Genomic DNA, 21,907 nt, shown 5'->3' on the forward strand with positions numbered 1-21,907 from the left:
GATGCAGCTTGTACAAACCGTCAGCTTTCCCACGCCCCAACTCCTGGCGGACCTCTCACCCCTCCCGGAGGGGCTGCGCGGCGTCGTCTGGGACATGAAGGCGGCGCCGGGGGAGTCCGCGGGCGAGATTGACGGCGTGATCCTGCCGTACATCGATGCGTCAGCGGTGCTGGGTTCACTGGCGCACGTAAAAAACCTCAAGTACGTCCAGACCCAGTCGACCGGATTCGACGGCGTGCCGGAGGCGGCCGGGCCCGGCGCCGCAGTGGCCACCGCTTCGGGGGTGCACGCTGCTGCCACCGCGGAACTGGCGGTGGGCCTGATCCTGGCCAAGCTGCGCGGCATCGACGAGGCCGTGCGGGACCAGCAGGCGCAGAACTGGAACCCGCAGCGCCGCCAGTCCCTGGCCGACCGGCGGATCCTGCTGCTGGGGGTGGGCGGCATCGGCGCCGAACTGGCGCGCCGGCTTGCTCCTTTTGAGGTCACGCTCACCCGGGTGGGCAGCAGGGCCCGGACCGACGCCGATGGCCAGGTCCACTCCTCGGCGGACCTGGTCCGCCTTGCGGCCCAACACGACATCCTGGTGTCCGTCCTTCCGCTGGATTCGAAGACGCACCACCTGGTGGGCGAGGAGGTCCTCGCCGCGCTTCCGGACGGTGCACTGGTGGTCAATGTGGGCCGGGGCGCCGTCATCAGCACGGACGCCCTGACCCGCGAGGTGGTCTCGGGACGCCTGAGCTGCGCCCTCGACGTCGTCGACCCGGAACCGCTGCCGGCCGGCCACCCCCTGTGGTCCACCCCGAACGCGCTCATCACCCCGCACGTGGGCGGAAACGCCTCGGCCTTCGAACCGCGGATCCTCAAACTCCTCAAGAACCAACTGGAAGCGTTGGCCGCAGGCCGGACCCCGGCCAACCTGGTCCAGCAGGGGGCGTTCTGATGAGCGGCCTCTTCGACCTCACGGGCCGGGTGGCCCTGGTGACCGGATCAAGCCGGGGCATCGGCTCCGCCCTGGCCCGCGCCCTCGCGGACGCAGGTGCCACGGTGGTGCTTAACGGTGTCAACACCGAACGGCTCAAGGCCGCCGAGACGGCGTTCGCCGCCGACTATCCGCCGGGCCGGATCGCCAGCTGCGCCTTCGACGTCACGGACGGCGACGCTGCCGAACGCAGCATCGCCTGGATCGAGGAAAACGTCGGCCCGCTGGAGATCCTGGTGAACAACGCAGGCATCCAGCACCGGGTGCCCATGCTGGAGCTGGACGTCGTCGACTGGGAACGGGTCCTGGCAACGGACCTGACCAGCGCGTTCCTGGTGGGCCGGGCCGCCGCCCGCCGCATGATTCCCCGCGGACGCGGCAAGATCATCAACATCTGCTCGGTTCAGACAGACCTGGCCCGGCCCACAATCGCCCCTTACGTGGCGGCAAAAGGCGGGCTCCGCAACCTCACCCGCGCCATGACGGCCGAGTGGGCAGCGGACGGGCTGCAGATCAACGGCATCGCACCCGGCTACATCCACACCGAAATGACCCAGAACCTGGTGGACGACGCCGCATTCAACTCCTGGATCCTCGGCCGCACCCCCGCCCACCGGTGGGGAACCGTGCAGGACCTCGCCGGTCCGGTGGTCTGGCTGGCCTCCGACGGCTCGGCGTTCGTCAACGGCCAGACAATCTTCATCGACGGCGGAATGACGGTGGTGGTCTGATGGAAACCTTGAACCTGCCCGCTTCCGGGCCTGCCCTGGTGGCCCACGCCGCCGGGGACCTGCGCATCGACGACGTACCGTTGCGTGCTCCCGGCCCGGATGAGGCCGTGATCGAGGTGCTGTACGGCGGCATCTGCGGGTCCGACCTGCACTACTGGCTGCACGGCGCGGCCGGCGAATCCATTCTCAAGGCCCCGCTGGTCCTGGGACACGAAATCTCGGGCACCGTGGTCCGCGGCGCCGCCGATGGTTCCGGCCCCCAGGCCGGAACACCCGTTGCGGTCCATCCGGCCACGCCCGGACCAGGGGCCGCGAGGTATCCCCAGGACCGGCCCAACCTGTCCCCGGGATGCACTTACCTGGGCAGCGCGGCCCGGTACCCGCACACCGACGGCGCGTTCAGCCGCTACGTCACCCTTCCGGTCCGGATGCTCCGGCCCCTGCCGGACACCATCGACCTCCGCACGGCGGCCCTGATCGAACCCGCCAGCGTTGCATGGCACGCGGTCTCCCGGGCCGGCGACGTGCGCGGAAAAACCGCGCTGGTGATCGGCTCCGGTCCCATCGGTGCGCTCGCCGTGGCCGTCCTGAAACGGAAGGGTGCCGCCCGGATCGTGGCCGTGGACCTGCATCCCCGGCCGCTGGCCATCGCCACGGCAGTGGGCGCCGACGAGGTCATCGCGGCCACCGACACCGCTGCCATCGCCGCCGTCGAAGCCGATGTGGTGATCGAATCCTCCGGCAACCACCACGGCCTGGCGTCCGCGATCAACGGCGCAGTCCGCGGCGGCACCGTGGTGATGGTGGGCCTGCTGCCTACCGGCGCCCAGCCGGTTCCCATTTCACTGGCCATCACCCGTGAATTGCGGCTCCTGGGCTCCTTCCGCTTCAACAACGAAATCGACGACGTTATCGCCGCCCTGGCCGACGGTTCACTCCGGATCGACCCGGTGATCACCCATGAATTCCCGCTCTCCGAGGCGCTGCCGGCCTTCGAGATGGCCAGGGATTCCACCAGCTCGGGCAAGGTGCTGCTGCGGTTCGACGGGTCCGTCCCAGCATGAGCGGGGAAGCGGCGCCGCTGGTGGTGATGGGGGTTTCCGGTTGCGGGAAATCAACTGCCGGTGCCCTGCTCGCTGCCCGGCTGGGGCGGCCGTTCCTTGACGGGGACGATTTCCACCCGGCCGCCAACAAGGCCAAAATGGCGGCCGGCATTCCCCTGGCCGATGAGGACCGGACGCCCTGGCTTTCCCGGCTGGGGCAGCTGCTGGCCGGCGCCGATACCCGGCACGCACCGCCAGTGCTGGCGTGCTCGGCGCTCAAGCGCAGTTACCGGGACCTGCTGCGCAGCTACGCCCCCAATGCGGTGTTTGTGCATTTGGATGGCAGCGAGGCCACCATCACCGGGCGGCTGAGCGCACGGGCGCACGAGTTTATGCCCGGCTCACTGCTCGCCTCGCAGCTGGCTACGCTGGAGCGGCTCGGGCCGGATGAGGCACACGTCCTGGCGGACATCACGCTTCCGCCGGAACTGCTGGTCGCTGCCGTGGCCAGGCAGCTGGCCGCGGGCTGAACGGACCAACCGGCACCTCAGCGGTCCGCGGCTCAGGGCAGCCGGCTGGGCCGTAAAACGTGCGCGACGCCGGCCTGGCCGGGGTCCAGCGGTACCGGGCTGACCAGCGTGGCGGGCCCGCGGTGCAGCGTTCCGTCCGAAAGGGCCCGGCACCTGATCCCGCCCCGGCCCCGCATGGCCGCATGCGCTCCGTTGGCCAGCATCCGGTCCATCCACGCGCACGGATGCGCCGGCCGGCCGCCATGGAATTCCACCGCGGAGCCACCGGATTCCACGGCAAAGTCCCGGCCCAGCAGCGGCGCGAGCTCAGCGCCGCGGAGCACCACGTTCCGGCGCGCCAGCAGTGGATCGAAGGGCCCCGCGCCAAGTTCCGCGGCCATCGCCTCCAGCGCCTCCACCGCCAGCAGGGTCACCGCTGCATCCATGTGGGCGGCTTTGCCAAAAAACCGGTCCCCGACGATCCCCTTGCCCGCCACCACGTCCGCCTGCCCGGCATCGATGGTGGGAACAGCGGCGGCACCGTCCCGTGCCCGGCCGAAATAGGCATGTGCGGGGGACACCAGGACGTGCAGGATTTCGACGTCGTAGCGGTACATGTCAGCCATGCTCCCAAGCGTAGGGCAGGCAGCACCGGAGGGCCTGTGGTGCAAAAGTATCTCCATGATGGAAGGATCTTTCCCATGAGCTCTCTTCAGCACGCGCCAACAACCCCCTCGACGCGCCGCCCGGTCCTGCACTGGGTGTCGCTGGCCTGCGCCGCCGCGCTGGTGCTGGTCCCGGTGGCGATGCTGACCGGGAATCCGGCGGTACTGGGCGGGCACCCGCTCCTGCCGGCGCTGCTGGTGGTTGCCGCCGTCGTGGGCCTTGCCTGGGGAGTGCTGGAATTACGACGGCGGCGCAAGGCCCGGCAGCGCGGGAAGCTCCGGTCCGTCGGGGCCTGGGCCGGTCGGATCGCCATCTTGGGGCTGGTGGCCGCTTTGGCGTGGCTTAACCCGTTCGCCTACCAGCCGGGCAGTGCCGCGGAGGCCGGGCCGATGTCCGACCTGACCGTCACCGAAACGCCGACGGCGATCACCATGGCACCTGACGGCGTCCCCGCCACCACGGGGCTCGTCTTCTATCCGGGAGCCCGCGTGGATGCGGCGGCGTACCAGGAGATCCTGGCGCCCGCGGTGGACGCCGGGTTCCTGGTGGTGATCCTCAAGGAGCCCCTGGGGCTGAGCCTGCTGGACGGCAACCAGGCGCGCGCCGCCATCGCCGATAACCCGGACATCACCACCTGGGCGGTGGGCGGACACTCACTGGGCGGCGTCAGCGCGTCCACCTTCGCCGGGGACAACGCCGACGTCAGCGGCCTGCTGCTTTACGCCTCCTACCCTTTGGCCACGCTGCGCGACAAGCCGGACCTGGCCGTGCTGTCCGTCTCGGGCACCGCCGACGGACTCAGCACCCCGGACAAGATCGACGCATCCCGCGGTCTGCTGCCTGCAGACTCGGAGTTTGTGGTGGTCCAAGGGGGTGTGCACGCCTTCTTCGGCAGCTACGGCCCGCAACCGGGCGACGGCGAACCCGGCATCAGTGCCGACGCCGCCAGGGACCAAATCTCCGCCGCCACGGTCACGTTCCTGCAGCGCGTCACGCAGTAGGCAGGACACCGGGCCTCACCGGCCGGACACCGCCACCTCAACGTTCCCCGGCTCGTTCCGGGCTGCCCGGGTGGCCAGGACGCGGGCAAACACCAGCACCAACAACCCGGCCGCGGGCACAAACAGCAGGCCAACCCGCAGGGATGACGCGTCGGCGATGGCCCCCACCACCGGCGGCGAGGCCAGGAAGCCCACCCGCAGCAGCCAGCCCACAATCGTCAGCCCGGCACCGGGCCGGAACCCGGGAAGTTCGTCAGCTGCGTGCATCGCAGCGGGAATGAGGGTGGCCACCCCAAAGCCGGCCAGGCCAAAACCGGCCACCGTCCCCAGGACGCTCGGGAACGCCAGCGCGGCACCGGTGCCCACCAGCACCAGCATGCCGCCGGCCCTGGCAACGGCTCGCTGGCCGAAGCGGTCCACCATCCGGTCACCGAGGAGCCGGCCCACAAACTGCATGCCCTGCAGGGAAATGAAGCCCAGGCCCGCCATAAAAGCGGACGCGCCCAGGCTGCCGGCCAGGTAAATGGCCAGCCACGAACTGCCGGCATCCTCCACGATGGCACCGGACGCGGCAATAGCCACAAGCGCCAGCAGGATCCCGTACCGGGCCGCGGCTCCTGGGATTTGCAGCGAATTGGCCGTTTTCGCGGAAGCGGAAGCCGTAGCCGCCGGACCGTCGGCGCTGTCAGTCCCCCCGGCCCCATCCGGCTCCGGCCCTGCCAGGAGCCAGCGGGCCGCGGCCAGCGCCGCCGCCCCGAACACCACTGCCGAGACCGCCAAATGGAGCAGGAGCGGGACCCCGGCTTCCGCCGCCGCCGCGCCCACCACGCCGCCCGTGACCGCACCCAGGGACCAGACAGCGTGGAACGAATTGATGATGGACCGGCCGTACAGCCGCTGCACCCGGAGCCCGTGCGAGTTCTGCGCCACGTCGGTCAGCGAATCCATGGCTCCGGCCAGGAAAAACGCCGCGGCGAGCACCGCCCAGCTGGACGCGGTGCCGGCCGCCAGGATCCCGACGGCGGTCAGCAGGGTTCCGGCGACGGCCACCCGGGAGGAGCGGAAACGGCGGATGAGGTGGCCGGCGCTGAGCCCAACAATCAGGGCACCCAGCGGAAATGCGGCTACCGCGGCGCCGAACGCGGCGTTCCCCAGGTCAAGGTCCGCCTTGATCTCCGGGTAGCGCGGCAGGAGGTTGGCGAACAGGGCGCCGTTGGTGAAAAACAGGATTCCGACGGCGGTCCGCGCCCGGCGCGCCGCAGCCGGAGCGGCGGCGCTAGGCACCAACGTACGCGGCGAGGTGCTTGCCTGTCAGCGTGGACTTGGCTGCCACCAGCTCCGCCGGGGTCCCCTCGAAAACCACCCTGCCGCCGTCGTGCCCTGCCCCCGGACCAATGTCGATGATCCAGTCCGCGTGCGCCATGACCGCCTGGTGGTGCTCAATGACAATCACCGACTTGCCAGCCTTGACCAGCCGGTCCAGCAGGCCCAGCAGCTGCTGGACATCCGCCAAGTGCAGGCCCGTGGTGGGCTCGTCGAGGATGTAAACGTCGCCCTTTTCGGCCATCTGGGTTGCCAGCTTGAGCCGCTGGCGCTCGCCGCCGGACAGGGTGGTGAGGGGCTGGCCCAGCGTGATGTACCCCAGGCCAACGTCCGCAAGGCGCTCCAGGACCTTATGCGCGGCGGGCGTCTTGGCCTCGCCGTCGGCGAAGTACGTCAGCGCCTGGTCCACGGACATCGCCAGTACGTCCGCGATGTTGCTGCCGCCCAGCGTGTACTCCAGGACGGCGGCCTGGAAGCGGCGGCCCTCGCAGTCCTCGCACGTGGACTCCACCGTGGCCATCACGCCGAGTTCGGTGAAGATCACGCCGGCGCCATTGCAGGTGGGGCAGGCGCCCTCGGAATTGGAACTGAACAAGGCCGGCTTCACGCCGTTGGCCTTCGCGAAGGCCTTGCGGATGGGCTCCAGCAGCCCGGTGTACGTGGCGGGGTTGCTGCGGCGCGAGCCCTTGATGGCGCCCTGGTCGATGGTGATGATGCCTTCCCGGTTGGCCAGCGAACCGTGGATCAGCGAGCTTTTGCCGGACCCGGCCACACCGGTGACCACGCACAGCATCCCCAGGGGCACGTCCACGTCCACGTCGCGGAGGTTGTGCTTCGCGGCGCCGCGCACTTCCAGCGCGCCGGCGCGTTCGCGGAAGGAATCCTTCAGCGTGGTGCGGTCATCCAGGTGGCGGCCGGTGACGGTGTCGCTCTTCCGCAGCCCCGCCACGTCGCCTTCATAAACGATTTCGCCGCCGCCGGAGCCAGCCGCCGGGCCGAGGTCAACCACATGGTCCGCAATCGCGATGGTTTCCGGCTTGTGCTCCACCACCAGGACGGTGTTTCCTTTGTCGCGCAGCTGCAGCAGAAGGTTGTTCATGCGTTCGATGTCGTGCGGGTGCAGGCCGATGGTGGGCTCATCAAACACGTACGTGACGTCGGTCAGGGACGAGCCGAGGTGCCGGATCATCTTGGTGCGCTGGGCCTCGCCGCCGGAGAGGGTGCCGGCCGGGCGGTCCAGCGAGAGGTAGCCCAGGCCGATTTCGGCGAAGGAGTCCAGCAGGTGCTGCAGCCCCGCGAGCAGGGGTTTCACCGACGGCTCCTTGAGTTCCCGGATCCACTGGGCCAGGTCGCTGATCTGCATACTGCACAGCTCGGCGATGTTCTTGCCGTTGATCCTGGCGCTGAGGGCTTCCGGCGCCAGCCGAGTGCCGCCGCAGTCAGGGCAGGACGCGAACGTGACGGCCCGCTCCACAAAGCGCCGGATGTGCGGCTGCATGGCCTCCACGTCCTTGGACAGCATGGACTTCTGGATCCTGGGGATGATGCCTTCGAATGTGAGGTTGACGCCCTCCACCTTGATCTTGGTGGGTTCGGCGTAAAGCATCGTGTCCAGCTGTTTCGGGGTGAAGCCGGCCACCGGTTTGTCCATGGGCAGGCCCACACCTTCGAACAGCCTGCCGTACCAGCCGTCCATCGAGTAGCCGGGGACCGTCAGCGCACCCTCCGCCAGCGTTTTGGTGTCGTCGTACAGCGCCGTCCGGTCGATATCGCTGACGTTGCCCATGCCCTCGCAGCGGGGGCACATGCCGCCCAGGTACGTGACCTCGCGGACCACGTTCTTTTCGACGCGGCCGCCCTTCTCGGTGCTCATCACGCCGCTGGCCTTGCGGGTGGGCACGTTGAAGGAGAACGCGGTGGGCGGCCCAACATAGGGTTTCCCCAGCCTGCTGAACAGGATCCGCAGCATGGCGTTGGCGTCCGTGGCGGTGCCCACGGTGGAGCGCGGGTTGGCGCCCATCCGCTCCTGGTCCACGATGATCGCGGTGGTCAGGCCTTCCAGCCGGTCCACCTCGGGGCGGGCCAGGCTGGGCATGAACCCCTGCACAAAGGCGCTGTACGTCTCGTTGATCATCCGTTGCGATTCGGCGGCGATGGTGGCGAATACCAATGAGCTTTTGCCGGAACCGGACACGCCCGTGAACACGGTGAGCCGCCGTTTGGGCAGTTCGACGCTGACGTCCTTAAGGTTGTTCTCCCGGGCGCCCTGCACGGTGATCAGGTCGTGGCTGTCAGCGACATGCAGTCCGTCGTTGCGGCGGCCCTGGCCGGCGGCGGTTGTGGTGTCCGTGCTCATTGCGTCTCCATCTGTGGGCCGTCGATTTCCGGGGCAAAGCCGTTGCGGCTTTTGTTCCCGGCGCCGCTGGATCCAATACTGTCAGGTCAGGGGTGCTGGTTGATACGGACGGTGTTGCCGGCGGGGTCCCGGAAGGCGCAGTCACGGATGCCGTAGGGCTGGTCGATGGGTTCCTGGACGACGTCGGCACCGGTCGCCTCCACGGCGGCGAAGGCCGCATCCACGTCCGGTGCGGACAGGATGACGGTGGCATAGGTGCCCTTAGCCATCATCTCGGCGATGGTGCGGTGCTCGACTTCGGTGATGCCGGGGCCGGCCGCCGGTGGGTAAAGGACGATTGAGACGGCGGGCTGGCCCGCGGGGCCCACCGTTATCCAGCGCATTCCGCCGTAGCCGACGTCGTTGCGGATCTCGAAGCCCAGGCAGTCGCGGTAGAACGCCAGCGAGGCGTCAGGATCGGTGTGGGGGAGGAAACTTGAGCTGATGGTGATGTCCATGCCAGTCATGCTAACTGCGGCTCCGGGGCGGGCGCTTCTCGATTCCTGACCGGTCTGGTGACCTGTTTCGATACGCACGACGGAAGTCCCGCCGTCGTGCCTGCTGCCTCCGCTTTGTAGGCGCTGGGCGGCATCCCCACGAGTTCGCTGAACCGGGTGCTGAACGTGCCCAGGGAGGAGCAGCCGACGGCGAAGCACACCTCGGTGACGCTGAGGTCACCGCGCGTCAGCAGCGCCATGGCCCGCTCAATGCGCCGGGTCATGAGGTAGCTGTAGGGCGATTCGCCGTAGGCCAGTTTGAAGCGGCGGCTCAGATGGCCGGCCGAGACGTGGATTCCGCGGGCCAGCGACTCCACATCCAGCGGCTGGGCGTACTCCCTGTCGATCCTGTCCTTGACGCGGCGGAGCAGGGCAAGTTCACGCAGGTAGGGGCTGGGTGCTGTGCTCACCTTTCGATGGTGCTACGGGCGGCAGGGGTTGTCCAGAGCCGGGAGTCCAGCGGTTGGGCCCGGACAAATTGGCGGGCGCGGCGGTGCCGGGTCGGCCCGGGTTCTACCGGCCGGCGGGTGTTCGCCTCTTCAACGCCGTCTTGAACCGCGTGGGTTGGAACCGTGGCATCAGCGGAATGCGCGGGTACGCTCCCGGCCGGGCCGGAGTGCGGCCGCACTGTTCGCGGGAAGCGGCACAGGAGCAGCCCGGATCGGGGCGACCGGCATTCTGCTCCACGCCAATCCCGTGGTAGTGACACGATCGGTGCCGCTTCACCGGCGTCCCTGTCCTCAAAGACCTCCTGGAGGTGATCGTCTCCGCCCCGGACGAACTCCGCCAGGTCGAAGAGGACCGGATGAAAGCGCGTGGCTTCGTTGAACGTTCCGGTATGGTCATCTACGGCGGACTTCCCGCCTCGGAAATGCCGCTGCTGACCTCCGCGATCCCTTTGTCACGGCAGGAGCAGCAGAAGCTCATTTCCTGGCAGGACCCGCCCGCGTGGGACTCCCGCGGCGTGGACGTCGAATCCCCGGGCCGGGGAAGTTCCTCATCAAGGTCGGCGGCCGTCCCGGGATCCCCGTCCAGGTCGGACTGACCACCTTGGAAAAGGGACCGGACGGTGTTAACGACACCGACGGCAAATGGCACGAAAAACCTGAACCTGTCCTTGACCCGGTTGCCCCGGCAGAACCCACCCAAGGAGGCATCTCATGAGCGCACCGAACCGCAAAGGCATGGACCTTGGGGACGCGATCCTCGTCTGGCTGGCCGTCGGTGCGATCGTCGTCTTCGGCGGCGGGACTTACGCTTCCCTGCACCTGGGGTCCTGGCTGGCCGGTGCGGAGGCGCCGCCAGCGCACCCGGTGGACCTGGTCGCCGGCCTCATCAAGGGCAAAGTCACCTGGCCCCTCCAGGCCACCATCGTCGCAGCCGTCATGGCCGGGCTGGTCCTCGCCCTGGCTGGCGTGGTGCTGCTGGCCTGGCGGAAGGGCGCGTCCAAGCGCGCCCGAGTCGATAAAGCCGCCCGCTCCCTGGGTAGGGGCAAGGCTCTGAGCGCATTCTCGGAAAAGGGTGCACAGGCCACCGCTGACCGGCTCGCCGTCACCGGCACGCCGGGCATTGTCGTGGGCCGGGTCGTGGCCACGGGGCAGAAGTTCATCCAGTCCTGGGAAGACCTGTCCCTGGACATCTGGGGACCCAGGACCGGTAAGTCCACCTCGAGGGTGATACCGGCGATCCTTGATGCACCAGGTGCGGTTGTCTCGACCTCGAACAAGCGCGACGTCGTGGACGGCACCCGCGGCGTTCGTGAGGATGTGGCCCTGGTGTGGGTGTTCGATCCGCAGAAGATCGCCCAGGAAGAACCCGACTGGTGGTGGAACCCCCTGTCCTATGTCACCGACGAAGAGAAGGCCTACAAACTCACCCAGCACTTCTCCACCGGATCCCGGACCCCCGGATCCAAACCGGACGCGTACTTCGATCCGAAAGCCGAGGATATTCTCTCCTCGTACTTCCTCGCGGCCGCGCTAGGCGGGCTGCCGATCACGCAGGTGTACCTGTGGGTGACCGAGCAGGTTAACCGCGAACCGATCAACATCCTCAAAGCCCACGACTATGAGCTGCAGTACAAGGGCCTGGAGTCCACGCTGGAATTGGCTGATAAGCAGCGGGACGGTATCTTCGGCACCGCCGAGAAGATGATCCAGTGCCTCAAGAGCCGGAACACGCTGCGCTGGGTCGCACCCACCGGCGGCGCGAGCGTGGCCAGTGATGCCCGCCGGCAGTTCAACCCGCACGAGTTCGCCGCCTCCCAGGAGACGATCTACATCCTTTCGAAGGAAGGGGCCGGCTCAGCCGCCCCGCTCACCACCGCCCTGATGGTAGCCATCGCTGAGGCGATGGAGGAACGTGCCGAACGCAGCGGCGGCCGACTCCCCCAACCTGCTTTGTTCGCCCTGGACGAGTTGGCAAATGTGGTCCGCTGGGCCGGCCTGCCGGACCAGTTCAGCCGCTACGGCTCCAAAGGCCTGATCGTCATGGGCATCCTGCAGTCCTGGTCCCAGGGCGTCGAACTCTGGGGGGAGGCGAACATGCGGAAAATCTGGTCTGCCGCGAACGTGAAGGTCTACGGCGGCGGCGGCGCCGAAGAAGGCTTCCTCCGCGCCCTCTCAGACCTCGTCGGGGACTACAGCTACACCAACGTCTCCGTCTCCTCCGGGAAATCCGGATCCTCCCGATCCCGCCAGGAAGGCAAGGAACGGATACTCGACGTCTCCAACCTCGCCGAACTGGACCGCGGCCGCGCCGTCGTCTTCGCCTCCGGCGCACCGGCCACGCTGGTCCGCACCATGCCCTGGTATACAGGGACCCACAAAAACGCAGTGGAAGCATCCATCAAGAAATACAGCCCACGGCCCGAGGAACCATCGGTCGCTGTCCACAGTGAGCCGGCGCCTAATCCCTGGGTCTCGAAGTAGGGAAGCGGCGATATGACCAATGACATTGGACTCTTTAGCGAAACCCTCGCCGCAGCTCCTGAGCCTCCCGCACCGGCAGGAAAGCAGGGTGAAGATAAACCGCCTGAACTGGTCTACGGCTCAGCCGAAGAGTTCCTGCACGAGCAGCTGCTGCCCACCTACGTCCGCGACGTCGACGGCCGCTCCTTCAAATGGTGCACCGAATGGTACTTCCACCCCGAAGCCGTCTCCCGGGTGGAAGCGCTGTGGCGGGCCTGGGAACACCTTCGACTCGACGGGGCAACCGGCATCAGCGTCTGGTTCAAAGACCACGCAGACCACCACATGAACGTCCTCCTCGACCCACGCGGCCCGTTCTACAAATGCGACATGCAAAAACACCGCGCCCCCGAACACCTCGAACCAAAGAAAGCCCCGCCGGGTTGGTTCCCCGACGTGCGGGCACTGCCGGCCTAGTTGCAGACCACGACCGGCTGTTCTGTGTGAATCTTGCGCAGTTCATGTGCATCACGTCGCTGCACCATCGGTACGAGACACTCCGGGCAGAAGAGACATGTCCTTAGAAGACAGCGGTGCCGGGAGCTACTTCTGCTCCCGTGTAATTGGTCACTGGGCGCAGGAATAATCGTTGCAACCCATCCCCGCTCTGCGAATTCGGGGCGACAGGGAGAAGTTTCCGGGTTCGAGGGTCTTCGCGAAGGGTGGGTAGGCTGGGAACCAGATCCGCAAGGAGGTACGTCATCGCCCGTCCATCCCACCCTCTGCTTAGCCGGGAGTTGATTGCTCGCACTGCCCTCGCCCTGGTGGATCGTGAGGGCGCCTCCGGTGCCAGTATTCGCCGTGTCGCGGCGGCCATCGGTGTGAACCCGACATCCCTCTATAATCATGTGCCGGATCGCGCCGCAATGATCGAGGACTTACGAGCAATCGTTTCTGCGAACATCGATTCGCGCCCCCTCAGGGAATGCCCTTGGGAAGAAGGACTCCGTGCCTGGGCCCATTCGTATAGAGTGGCGTTTGCTCGGCACTCTCGAGCGGTTCCGCTGTTGATGACTACGCGTGCCTCGTCACCAGTCCTGTTGTCCGAGTACGAGGATTTCGTGGTCGCGGCAGAAGCCGTTGGGTGGACAAGCAGAGATGTCCTACCGCTGTTGACCGCTTATGAGTCCTTTATTCTTGGGAGCGTTCTCGACATGTCCGGGCCCAGCGTCGTGTTCGATCCCACCGGCCAGGAAGAGCGATTTCCGCGGTTTTCGGTAGCAATCGCATCTCTGTCCGCCGAGGACCCGCGCGATCCGATTGCATCCCGGGCGTTCGAGATGGGTTTGGGTATGTTGATAGCTTCTTCGAGACCAGGACGACACCCGGTTCTCTGATCAACGGCGCCATCGCAGGCTGCACCAGCTTCGGCTAGGCATCGAACATGCCGCCCGTTCGGGTTCTTCGCGCGGAGGGACCGGGCCGGCGCTCGTGGGTAGACATAGAGACTTCAGGTGAGGGTCTAGATGACGGGCTAGCGCCACTAGGCAACGTGGAAGCCTGAACAAGAAATGCCCTCGCCCGGCGAATGTGGACAGGGGCATTTCGTTGAGCGCTTAGTCGGGAACCACTAAAGCGGGAGTGTCTTTACGGAGCGTTTCGCCGTGGAAAAACCCGGGCCGGACCTTTGCCATAATGACCATGAACACTGCGCCGAGGGCTAGGATTCCAACGCCGAGTATGAAGACCAGCCCCACTCCGAACACTTCTGAGCCACTGCCAAAGTCCGGTGACCAACTGTCGACTGCCGTCTGAAGGAATACCAGGGTTAGGACCAAGCCGCCCATTACCGGAAAGAGCAGGCGCATGAAGAAGTTGCGGACGCTGCTGAACACGCTGTACCGGAAGTACCAAGTGCAGGCGAACGCGGTCAGGGCGTAGTAGAAGCAGATCATCAAACCCAGTGCCAGGATGGTGTCGTTGAGAACGTTTTCGCTGACCACTTTCATGACGGCGTAGAACCCGCCGGAGATCAGGCCGGCCACGATGGTGGCGAAGCCCGGGGAGCCAAAGCGTTTGCTGACATTGGCGAAGCGGTGCGGCAGTGCGCCGTAGTGCGCCATGGCTAGCAAGCTGCGGGCTGGCGAAGCCATGGTGGACTGCAGGGATGACGCGGTGCCTGCGAGTACTGCCAGGGACATCAGGATCGCCAGCGGCCCCATTACGGGGGAGGCCAGTGCGGTAAAGATGTTCGACTGATTGTCCGGGTTGTTGAGCCCAATGCCTTCACTGCCGATCCCTGCAACCATCATGGTTGCCACGATGACCAAAATGTAGAGCCCCAGCACGGCCGCCGCCGTTGTGGTACCGGCTTTACCGGCGGTGCCTTTGCCGCCCTTTGTCTCTTCATTGACGGCCAGGCAGACATCCCATCCCCAGTAGACGAAGACGGCCAAAGACATGCCCCCGGCGAACTGCTGAAAAGTGGCGATTTCGGCTGGGTTGAACCAGTCCCAGTTGAAGGCAAGTGCCGTGGGTGTGCCACCGGACAAGGCTTGAGTCAGCGCCATGACGACGAAGACTCCCAGGACCACGACCTGGAACCCCACCATGGTGTACTGCACGAGCTTGGTGGCGTGCAGACCCCGGTAGCTGATCCATACGGCAAGTGCCACAAAGAGCAGGCATGTTGAGATGTTCAGGAGTTTGTTGGAGGTCAGGCTGGCCAGGTCGGGATTGCCGAATAGTTGGGCGAGGAAGAGGTAAAAGAAGTCGACGGCGACGCCGGCCAGGTTGGACAAGACGATAATGTTTGCCGCCAGCAGGCCCCATCCGCCCAGCCAGCCCACAAAGGGGCCGAAGGCCTTGGTGGCCCAGGTGAAAGTGGTGCCGCTGTCGGGGGAGTCAGCATTGAGCTCCCGGTAGGCGAAAGCGACGAGGATCATCGGGATGAAGGCGACAATGAAGATCGCCGGCAACTGCAGGCCCACCGCGTTCACCGCCGGTCCCAGCGAACTGGTCAGGCTGACAGCCGGCGCCACGGACGAAATACCCATGACGACGACGGCAAGGAGTCCCAGTTGCCCCCTTTTCAGTCCCTTGCTGGTGATGCCGTGCGTTGTTCCAGGGGCGTCGGGGGGTGTCTTCCCGGCGCCGTTTTGGCGAATTGTCTGGCTCATGTCAGGACCTTTCTCTGACCGCAGGCTGATGCTGCGTGATGCAGTGGATTGTGCCGCGCAGGGCGAAGATTTTGCCGGTGGCGATGCCTGCGACTCGGACCCCGGGTAGGCGTCGACAGGGACGAGGAGGGTTATTTCGTCCATCGGATCATTGAATATGCACGCCATGACACCTCCTCGTGACAACGATGTGGTTGGCGTAGCTGTAATCAACGTCATCTCGTCGTCCTTGAAAGCGGCGGCGCCAGGAATGTTGATGATGTTCCAGATTTTTGCCGACGGCGGCCTGCGTGGTGGGCAGGTAATTGATGGTTGCCAGGCAGGCTTTGGGACGGGTCTATTCCGGTTTTTTCTGGGAAATGGACGGGAGTTTACCTGGCCAGTGCAAAACAGCCACGCTGTCTACAAAGCCGCGGATATCGAGCCGTTCCTAGTCCCGGCAGGCGCCGGGGAGCCAGGATAATGCTTGACCCCCTTGGGCCCTTTTCGATGTCCTGCTTGCTGATCCCAGGTCGTTGATGGACTGACATTAGGCTGCGGAATTACCTCTGTCAACCATGAAAGTTGGGTCTAGCCTAGAGTAAACAAACGGTGTATGTTTTAAATCCAGGTGCCGTTTTGGCAATTTTTTAGGGACTTCCACTCGAGAGCGGGAACCATGGATTTTCGAAGCTTCACAGTCGTCGAGGCAGACATAGACGACCTGTCCGGCGCACTCAAGGCCGGACTCGTGACCAGCGTCGAACTGGTTATCCGCTACCTCAACCGCATCGCCTTCTATGACCGCTCAGGCCTTCGGCTGAATTCTGTCTCGACAATCAACCCCAGCGTCCTGGATGAGGCCCGCCAGTCGGACCTCCGGCGCTCACGGGGCACGGTTCGAGGCCCTTTGGATGGCATCCCCTTCACGGCGAAAGACAGTTATTGCGTACAAGGCCTCCCTGTGGCCGCGGGGTCGCCGGCTTTCGCCAACTTGATCGCGCGCACAGACGCATTTGCAGTTTCACGTCTCCGCGACGCCGGCGCCGTATTCCTTGGTCTCACGAACATGCCCCCCATGGCCGCTGGCGGTATGCAACGCGGGGTCTACGGACGCGCAGAATCCCCCTACAACGCCGAATTCCTGACATCAGCATTCGGTTCGGGATCGTCAAACGGTTCCGGAACCGCGACGGCGGCCAGTTTTGCGGCGTTCGGTCTTGGTGAGGAGACATGGTCCTCGGGGAGAGCCCCAGCCTCAAACAACTCACTGGTCGCTTATACCCCTTCACGCGGCCTCATATCCGTGCGTGGCAACTGGCCCCTCGTGCCCACGATGGACGTCATTGTCCCGCATGCCCGTTCTATTTCGGACATGAAGCACATCCTCGAGGCAATCGTCGTTGACGACCCGATCAAGGATGGTGATCTATGGCGAATGCAGCCATGGATCCCCTTGCCGAAGCCCTCCGAAATACGGCCTGCCTCTTTTTCAGCCCTGCCCGATCTTCCATTGGACGGGCTGCGTTTGGCAGTTCCCCGGAACTACGTCAACGGTGACCTCACGAGCAGATATCCCATCGAGACGCGGGCATCGATTATGGATCTGTGGGCGGAGCTGTGCCAAGATCTGCGGGCAGCCGGTGCCGAGGTCATCGAAACCCCTTTCCCTGTAGTCGATAACTACGAGCGGCTGCATGACGGCGATCGTGATTTTGTCGATCGAGGCTGGGTGCGCAAAGACTTCCTCACCGATGAAGTTGGAATGTTGTCGGCTTGGGCGCTGGACAATTTCCTGCGGCAAATAGGAGACCCTGCCATGGATCGCCTTTCGAAAGCGAATGCTGAACTCATCTTCCCGCAACCGAGCGGGGCCCTTTCCGATCGGTACGGATTCTTTGACTTTGACATCGCATACGACATTTCCGAATTTGTCTCCATGGCCGAAGAGGGCGTGACTGACTGGAGGCAGATCTCGACCCTCGAAGACGGTCTGCGTGGTCTTGAACGAACGCGTAAAGAGGACTTTGAGGACTGGATGTCCGAGAACAGATTCGATGCGGTGATTTTCCCAACCGCGGCGGACGTCGGACCTTCCGACTCTGATACCAACCCGTCGTCTGCCGACATCGCTTGGCGCAACGGAGTCTGGGTGTCGAACGGAAACCTCGTACCGCGGCACCTCGGCGTCCCCACCTGGACGCTTCCTTTGGGAACGATGTCCGATACTCGGATGCCGGTCGGCGTCACCGTCGCCGGTCCCGCATACGACGATGCGCGCCTGCTGCAGCTGGCTTCGGCAATGGAGAAGTTACGACCACGACGCGCTATGCCACCGCGAACACCACAGCTTGCGGAAGAGGCTCTGTTTACCCGCCCCATGGTTCCTGCTGCGGATTCTATCGAAGTGCGTCTTGATGCTGTCGAGCTTGAAAGGACCCCCACCAACATCACCGTCCGTTTCATCGCCACGGTCACGGCAGGTGAAGCAGCCGAGTGTGCAGCATTCATCGACGGCCAACCCGTGCCGACGGTAGTGCAGGGATCTCGGATCGTTGGAGTCCGAATAACCGAGCCCGGCTCCTACAACCACCTGCACAGCGAGTGGCGGCCGGCATACGACCCTCTGGTGACCCTGGCCGTCCGCAGCTCCAGTGGATCTGTTGCCGGAGCACTGGGAACATCCAAGAACTCACCGCTCTAAGCCAACGGTCCATCTAAACACCGGCCCACTTCCCCCTAGAGGAACACCATGTCATCAAAAGTTTTCGACTACTTCGAACAAGTCGAGCTACCCACGCCGACACTCGAGACCACCGAGGTCTTGGAGCTTGTCGCCAGCACCTTCGGTTTGCAGGTCTCGGTCCAGGCTCTGGGCAGCCAGCAGGATCAAAACTTCAGGCTGTTCAACCACGGATCACCCCACCCTTTGGGAGTGCTCAAGCTCAGTAATCCGGTCTTCAGCGCCGCCGAGATTCACATGCAGGACCAGGCCGCGATCATCTTGTCGAAAAGCCAGAGCACGCTTCGTATCCCTCGCATCGTGACGGGCCCACGGGGCCCAATGTCAGCTTGGTGGGAGACTTCGCAGGGCCGCATCCATGCCCGGGTGATTGAGAACATCGCGGGCCTCACGTTGACGGGATCCGGATACCTGGCTCCTGATGTGGTCGCGCGTATGGGAGAGATCGCGGCCAGGACGAGCCTGGCTCTCGCGGATTTTGAGCACGTCGGAACGAGTCGGGTCCTGCAGTGGGATCTCCGCCACGCCAGGAGGGTGATCGAGAGGCTTCTTCCGCTCGAACCGGACAGAGCAATCCGGGATTTTGTTGAGGAATCCACCCTGCGCGCGTCCCGTGTCCTTGAAGCCGTAGAAGACTTACTTCCGGTGCAAGCCGGACACTTCGACATCACCGATGACAACGTTCTTCGGCCTGACGGAGGGCGGTTGCCCGATGCTGTCATCGACTTCGGTGATGTGTGTGCCTCGTGGCGGGTAGGGGAACTAGCGATCACCGTCTCCTCATTACTGCACCACGACGCAGCGACCCCCGCAACGACGTTGCCCGCGATCCGGGCCTTCCACTCGTTGCGGCCCCTCGGGGAGAACGAAGTTACTGCGCTGTGGGCGCTGGTGGTTCTGCGTGGCGCTGTCCTGGTTCTGAGTGGCCGTCATCAGGTCAGACTGGATGAGGCAAATTCCTACGCGGATGCCGCCCTGGAGCGCGAATTCCGCGTTCTCTCTGTTGCGGCGTCCGTCCCCCCCGAGGTGATGACCGGTGCCATCCGGCAAGCTCTCAGGATGCCCCCCCGTGCACGTCGCCCCTGGAACCACACTTCAGTGCTGGCGCCCCTTGGTGTCGTTACAACACTCGACGGTGGAACGGCCTCGGCGTTAAATGACGATGGCGCATGGATGAAAGAGAGGACCCTTGATGAGGCTGCGGCCGAGGCGCTCAACGCCGGAGCTGACGCAGCTGTTCTGCCCGCCTGGCGACCGGTTCTAACCGCTGCTCCAATACGGACGCCGTCAGCGCCTGAGACGATTCCGACGGGTCTGACACTCTGGCTCTCCGCGCCAAGGCCGCTTGCAAAGGAGGCTCATGTTTCGAGAGTCAATTTCGACAGTATCGCCGTCTCAATCGCCGACGAGGTCATCACGATATCGGCACCAGGTCTGGGCGATCAAGCCAATCATGCGCTTCCGGCGCGCACTCGGCTCTTTGTGCAGCGCGACCGGCGCGGCGTATCCGATGCCCCCACTCTAGTAACAGCCGATCTCGCGGCGGGATGGGCAGCGGTTCTGGACGATCCTGCACCTGCTCTTGGACTCGCATGCACTGAGACGTCGCTGCATGATGACGTCCTCGCACGCCGGGACGCTGTTCTCGCAGAGGTCCAGGAACACTACTATGCGGTGCCACCCCAAATTGAACGTGGATGGCGGGAGTATCTCATCGGAATCGACGGCCGGGTCTATCTCGACATGGTCAACAACGTCGCATCAGTTGGGCATGCCCACCCACGGGTGACCGAAGCAGCGACCCGGCAAATGCGGCTCCTCAACACAAACTCGCGTTTCCATTACCGCGCGATCGCGGACTATGCCGAGCGGATTGTCGCTACATTACCGGATGAGCTCGACACTGTATTTTTTGTCAATTCCGGCTCCGAGGCGACTGATTTGGCCATCCGGCTCGCGATGGCAAGTACAGGGCGGCGGGACATTGTCGCAATGCGTGAGTCCTATCACGGGTGGACTTTTGCAAGTGACGCCGTTTCCACCTCGATCGCAGACAATCCTGCGGCGCTCGGGTCCAGACCGGAGTGGGTGCATACCGTGGCGGCGGCGAACTCATATCGGGGAGAGTTACGCGGCCCCGACGCCGCAGGATATGCGTCGAAGGCAGTGCAGATGATCGACAATCTTGCTGCCGCGGGCACTGTGCCAGCGGGTTTTATTTGCGAGTCGTACTTCGGCAACGCGGGGGGCGTCGCGCTGCCGGACGGTTACCTGAAGGAGGTATACGCAGCGATCCGCAAACATGGTGGAATCGCAATCGCCGATGAGGTGCAGGTTGGCTTTGGACGTCTTGGGGACTGGTTTTGGGGTTTCCAGCAGCAGGGAGCAGTTCCGGACGTCGTCGCTGTCGCCAAGTCCATTGGAGCTGGCCAACCCATCGGGGCTGTCGTCACCCGTCGCGAGATCGCCAATCGCTATCGCACGCAGGGCTACTTTTTCTCGTCGACTGGAGGATCGCCGGTTTCGTCGGTCATAGGCATGGCGGTGCTTGACATCATCCAAGATGAAGGCTTACAGGAAAACGCTCGCATCGTCGGTACTCACCTTAAGAACCGCCTTGAGGTGCTTGGCAAGGCATATGGCCTGGTCGGGGCCATCCACGGGTCGGGACTCTACCTCGGCCTTGAGTTCGTCAAAAACCGGGTAACCCTTGAACCCGCGACGGAAGAAACAGCGGCCATCTGCAACCGGCTGCTCGAACTAGGAGTCTTCATGCAGCCCACCGGCGACTACCTGAATGTCCTGAAGATTAAGCCGCCGCTGTGCGTTTCAAAGGAGTCAGCCGACTACTTCGTCGACAGCCTTGCCCACGTTCTTGAAACGGGGTGGTGACGCTCATGTGGCAGATGCCTTCAGAGACCGCCAAGCACACGCGTACTTGGATGGCCTTCCCCCGAGAAGGTTACACACTCGGATCGACCGCGACGGCGAAGGAGGCCGGCTACGCTGCCTGGACAGAAGTAGCACACGCGATTGTCCCGTTCGAGCCGGTATCCATGGTCGTGGACCCAAGCGAGATTTCACGTGCGCGGAGGGTGCTTGATTCTTCGATCGAACTCATAGAGGCGCCCCTGGATGAATTCTGGATGCGGGATATAGGTCCCACCTTCGTTGTCGACCGGGACCGGCCCGGCGCCCTCGGGGCCGTCGACTGGATCTTCAACGGCTGGGGCGCGCCGGCCTGGGCTGACTGGCAAAAGTCAGCACACATCGCACGTTTGATCGGCGAGCACCTCGGAGCCGAAATCCTCAGTTCGCCACTGGTCGCTGAGGGGGGCGGCCTCCATGTAGACGGCACCGGCACCGTGTTGCTGACCGAGACTGTTCAACTCGATCCGCGTCGGAACCCCTACGCCGATCGATCGCGGGTCGAAGCTGAAATGGAGCGGACAATCGGAGCGACCCAGGCTATCTGGCTCTCGCGAGGCTTGACCAGAGACTATGACGAGCTCGGCACCAACGGACACGTGGATATGGTAGCCACCTTCGCCGCACCGGATCGTGTTCTCCTTCACGCCCAGGAAAACTCCGAGCACCCAGACTGGGAAGTCAGCCGGCTGCTTCGCCGAGAGCTCCAGGAAGCCTTCGACGTGATGGGCCGCAGCGTTGAAATCACCGACCTGCCTGCTCCCTCTACTCTTCATGACAGCGTGAACTTCGTTGATTGGAGCTACGTCAACCATCTCGTCGTCAACGACGGAGTCATCGCCTGCGGGTTCGGGGAGGCCCACGCTGACGCCCGAGCACGGGAGATACTATCCGACGCCTACCCGGGCCGCCAGGTTGTGACTGTTGATGCCCGGGAACTATTCATCCGAGGCGGCGGCATTCACTGCATCACTCAACAGCAACCGGCTGTCTGAGCACCTAACCACCTATTTACGGCAAAGGCG

General features: G+C 64.7%; 18 protein-coding genes and 1 pseudogene. 13 read left to right on the forward strand and 6 right to left on the reverse strand.

From position 1 onward, the window contains the following. Window position 1: 1 nt before the first annotated feature. The 4 genes from ASF72_RS13220 to ASF72_RS13235 are packed head-to-tail and all read left to right on the forward strand — an operon-like array spanning window position 2 to window position 3,283. The gene (locus tag ASF72_RS13220) at window positions 2-940 is read left to right on the forward strand and encodes a 2-hydroxyacid dehydrogenase (RefSeq protein ID WP_056599555.1); all 939 of its coding nucleotides are present in this window, start codon (window positions 2-4) and stop codon (window positions 938-940) included. Further along, window positions 940-1,710 carry an SDR family oxidoreductase gene (locus ASF72_RS13225; RefSeq protein ID WP_056599556.1) on the forward strand — a complete coding sequence of 257 codons (771 nt, stop codon included), beginning with the start codon at window positions 940-942 and terminating at the stop codon, window positions 1,708-1,710. Before ASF72_RS13220 ends, ASF72_RS13225 begins: the two co-directional genes overlap by 1 nt. Next, window positions 1,710-2,774 (forward strand): L-idonate 5-dehydrogenase, encoded by a 1,065-nt coding sequence (locus ASF72_RS13230; protein ID WP_056599559.1) that lies wholly within the window; start codon window positions 1,710-1,712, stop codon window positions 2,772-2,774. The genes ASF72_RS13225 and ASF72_RS13230 overlap by 1 nt, the downstream gene beginning before the upstream one ends. After that, window positions 2,771-3,283 (forward strand): gluconokinase, encoded by a 513-nt coding sequence (locus tag ASF72_RS13235; protein ID WP_056599562.1) that lies wholly within the window; start codon window positions 2,771-2,773, stop codon window positions 3,281-3,283. The genes ASF72_RS13230 and ASF72_RS13235 overlap by 4 nt, the downstream gene beginning before the upstream one ends. A 32-nt stretch (window positions 3,284-3,315) precedes the next feature. Here the strand turns inward: ASF72_RS13235 and ASF72_RS13240 are convergent, their stop codons facing one another. Beyond that, window positions 3,316-3,888, reverse strand: coding sequence for an MOSC domain-containing protein (locus ASF72_RS13240; protein ID WP_056599565.1), 573 nt, complete (start codon window positions 3,886-3,888; stop codon window positions 3,316-3,318). A gap of 75 nt (window positions 3,889-3,963) precedes the next feature. Here ASF72_RS13240 and ASF72_RS13245 point away from each other — a divergent pair, with 75 nt between their 5' ends. Beyond that, window positions 3,964-4,929 (forward strand): alpha/beta hydrolase, encoded by a 966-nt coding sequence (locus ASF72_RS13245; protein WP_056599568.1) that lies wholly within the window; start codon window positions 3,964-3,966, stop codon window positions 4,927-4,929. 15 nt (window positions 4,930-4,944) lie between these two features. Here the strand turns inward: ASF72_RS13245 and ASF72_RS13250 are convergent, their stop codons facing one another. From ASF72_RS13250 to ASF72_RS13265, 4 genes are all read right to left on the reverse strand, one after another. Then, window positions 4,945-6,213 (reverse strand): MFS transporter, encoded by a 1,269-nt coding sequence (locus ASF72_RS13250; RefSeq protein ID WP_235504727.1) that lies wholly within the window; start codon window positions 6,211-6,213, stop codon window positions 4,945-4,947. Beyond that, window positions 6,206-8,608, reverse strand: a complete 2,403-nt coding sequence (locus ASF72_RS13255; protein WP_050686850.1) for an ATP-binding cassette domain-containing protein — start codon at window positions 8,606-8,608, stop codon at window positions 6,206-6,208. The genes ASF72_RS13250 and ASF72_RS13255 overlap by 8 nt, the downstream gene beginning before the upstream one ends. 86 nt (window positions 8,609-8,694) lie before the next feature. Continuing rightward, a complete protein-coding gene (locus tag ASF72_RS13260; RefSeq protein ID WP_050686848.1) occupies window positions 8,695-9,114 on the reverse strand; it encodes a VOC family protein in 420 nt (139 codons plus the stop codon). Beyond that, entirely contained in the window at window positions 9,111-9,554 is a 444-nt protein-coding gene (locus tag ASF72_RS13265) for a helix-turn-helix transcriptional regulator (protein WP_056599573.1), read from the reverse strand. The genes ASF72_RS13260 and ASF72_RS13265 overlap by 4 nt, the downstream gene beginning before the upstream one ends. Before the next feature lie 347 nt (window positions 9,555-9,901). Between ASF72_RS13265 and ASF72_RS13270 the strand changes: the two genes are divergently transcribed. The 4 genes from ASF72_RS13270 to ASF72_RS21265 all read left to right on the forward strand — a co-directional run bounded on the left by ASF72_RS13270 (window position 9,902) and on the right by ASF72_RS21265 (window position 13,450). Continuing rightward, complete coding sequence (locus ASF72_RS13270; RefSeq protein WP_056599576.1) at window positions 9,902-10,189, forward strand: hypothetical protein; 288 nt, start codon at window positions 9,902-9,904, stop codon at window positions 10,187-10,189. A 115-nt stretch (window positions 10,190-10,304) separates the two neighbouring features. Then, complete coding sequence (locus tag ASF72_RS13275; RefSeq protein ID WP_056599580.1) at window positions 10,305-12,074, forward strand: TraM recognition domain-containing protein; 1,770 nt, start codon at window positions 10,305-10,307, stop codon at window positions 12,072-12,074. Between the two features lie 12 nt (window positions 12,075-12,086). Continuing rightward, a complete protein-coding gene (locus ASF72_RS13280) occupies window positions 12,087-12,530 on the forward strand; it encodes a DUF4913 domain-containing protein (protein ID WP_056599582.1) in 444 nt (147 codons plus the stop codon). A 449-nt stretch (window positions 12,531-12,979) separates the two neighbouring features. Next, on the forward strand, window positions 12,980-13,450 hold the full coding sequence (locus ASF72_RS21265) for a TetR/AcrR family transcriptional regulator C-terminal domain-containing protein (RefSeq protein ID WP_442854167.1): 471 nt from the start codon (window positions 12,980-12,982) through the stop codon (window positions 13,448-13,450). A 219-nt stretch (window positions 13,451-13,669) separates the two neighbouring features. On the opposite strand, the gene ASF72_RS13285 is transcribed toward ASF72_RS21265, so the two are convergent. Further along, complete coding sequence (locus ASF72_RS13285; protein WP_056599584.1) at window positions 13,670-15,232, reverse strand: APC family permease; 1,563 nt, start codon at window positions 15,230-15,232, stop codon at window positions 13,670-13,672. A 256-nt stretch (window positions 15,233-15,488) separates the two neighbouring features. Here ASF72_RS13285 and ASF72_RS13290 point away from each other — a divergent pair, with 256 nt between their 5' ends. From ASF72_RS13290 to ASF72_RS13305, 4 genes and pseudogenes are all read left to right on the forward strand, one after another. Continuing rightward, the gene (locus ASF72_RS13290; protein WP_056599587.1) at window positions 15,489-15,695 is read left to right on the forward strand and encodes a hypothetical protein; all 207 of its coding nucleotides are present in this window, start codon (window positions 15,489-15,491) and stop codon (window positions 15,693-15,695) included. 195 nt (window positions 15,696-15,890) lie between these two features. Further along, window positions 15,891-17,564: pseudogene (locus ASF72_RS13295) on the forward strand (amidase); the annotation flags it as partial. 399 nt (window positions 17,565-17,963) lie between these two features. After that, a complete protein-coding gene (locus tag ASF72_RS13300) occupies window positions 17,964-20,846 on the forward strand; it encodes an aminotransferase (protein ID WP_056599590.1) in 2,883 nt (960 codons plus the stop codon). A gap of 14 nt (window positions 20,847-20,860) precedes the next feature. Then, on the forward strand, window positions 20,861-21,877 hold the full coding sequence (locus ASF72_RS13305) for an agmatine deiminase family protein (protein ID WP_082484268.1): 1,017 nt from the start codon (window positions 20,861-20,863) through the stop codon (window positions 21,875-21,877). Window positions 21,878-21,907 lie beyond the last annotated feature (30 nt).

Origin of the sequence: Arthrobacter sp. Leaf141 (assembly GCF_001424565.1) — a bacterium.
In the GTDB taxonomy this organism is placed as follows: domain Bacteria; phylum Actinomycetota; class Actinomycetes; order Actinomycetales; family Micrococcaceae; genus Arthrobacter.

Coding starts and splice junctions, on each gene's coding strand:
- ASF72_RS13230 (WP_056599559.1), top strand. CDS start 1,710: ATGGAAACCTTGAACCTGCCCGCTTCCGGGCCTGCCCTGGTGGCCCAC.
- ASF72_RS13255 (WP_050686850.1), bottom strand. CDS start 8,608: ATGAGCACGGACACCACAACCGCCGCCGGCCAGGGCCGCCGCAACGAC.
- ASF72_RS13305 (WP_082484268.1), top strand. CDS start 20,861: ATGCCTTCAGAGACCGCCAAGCACACGCGTACTTGGATGGCCTTCCCC.
- ASF72_RS13225 (WP_056599556.1), top strand. CDS start 940: ATGAGCGGCCTCTTCGACCTCACGGGCCGGGTGGCCCTGGTGACCGGA.
- ASF72_RS13235 (WP_056599562.1), top strand. CDS start 2,771: ATGAGCGGGGAAGCGGCGCCGCTGGTGGTGATGGGGGTTTCCGGTTGC.
- ASF72_RS13275 (WP_056599580.1), top strand. CDS start 10,305: ATGAGCGCACCGAACCGCAAAGGCATGGACCTTGGGGACGCGATCCTC.
- ASF72_RS13290 (WP_056599587.1), top strand. CDS start 15,489: ATGATGTTCCAGATTTTTGCCGACGGCGGCCTGCGTGGTGGGCAGGTA.
- ASF72_RS13300 (WP_056599590.1), top strand. CDS start 17,964: ATGTCATCAAAAGTTTTCGACTACTTCGAACAAGTCGAGCTACCCACG.
- ASF72_RS21265 (WP_442854167.1), top strand. CDS start 12,980: ATGATCGAGGACTTACGAGCAATCGTTTCTGCGAACATCGATTCGCGC.
- ASF72_RS13245 (WP_056599568.1), top strand. CDS start 3,964: ATGAGCTCTCTTCAGCACGCGCCAACAACCCCCTCGACGCGCCGCCCG.
- ASF72_RS13260 (WP_050686848.1), bottom strand. CDS start 9,114: ATGACTGGCATGGACATCACCATCAGCTCAAGTTTCCTCCCCCACACC.
- ASF72_RS13240 (WP_056599565.1), bottom strand. CDS start 3,888: ATGGCTGACATGTACCGCTACGACGTCGAAATCCTGCACGTCCTGGTG.
- ASF72_RS13285 (WP_056599584.1), bottom strand. CDS start 15,232: ATGAGCCAGACAATTCGCCAAAACGGCGCCGGGAAGACACCCCCCGAC.
- ASF72_RS13220 (WP_056599555.1), top strand. CDS start 2: ATGCAGCTTGTACAAACCGTCAGCTTTCCCACGCCCCAACTCCTGGCG.
- ASF72_RS13280 (WP_056599582.1), top strand. CDS start 12,087: ATGACCAATGACATTGGACTCTTTAGCGAAACCCTCGCCGCAGCTCCT.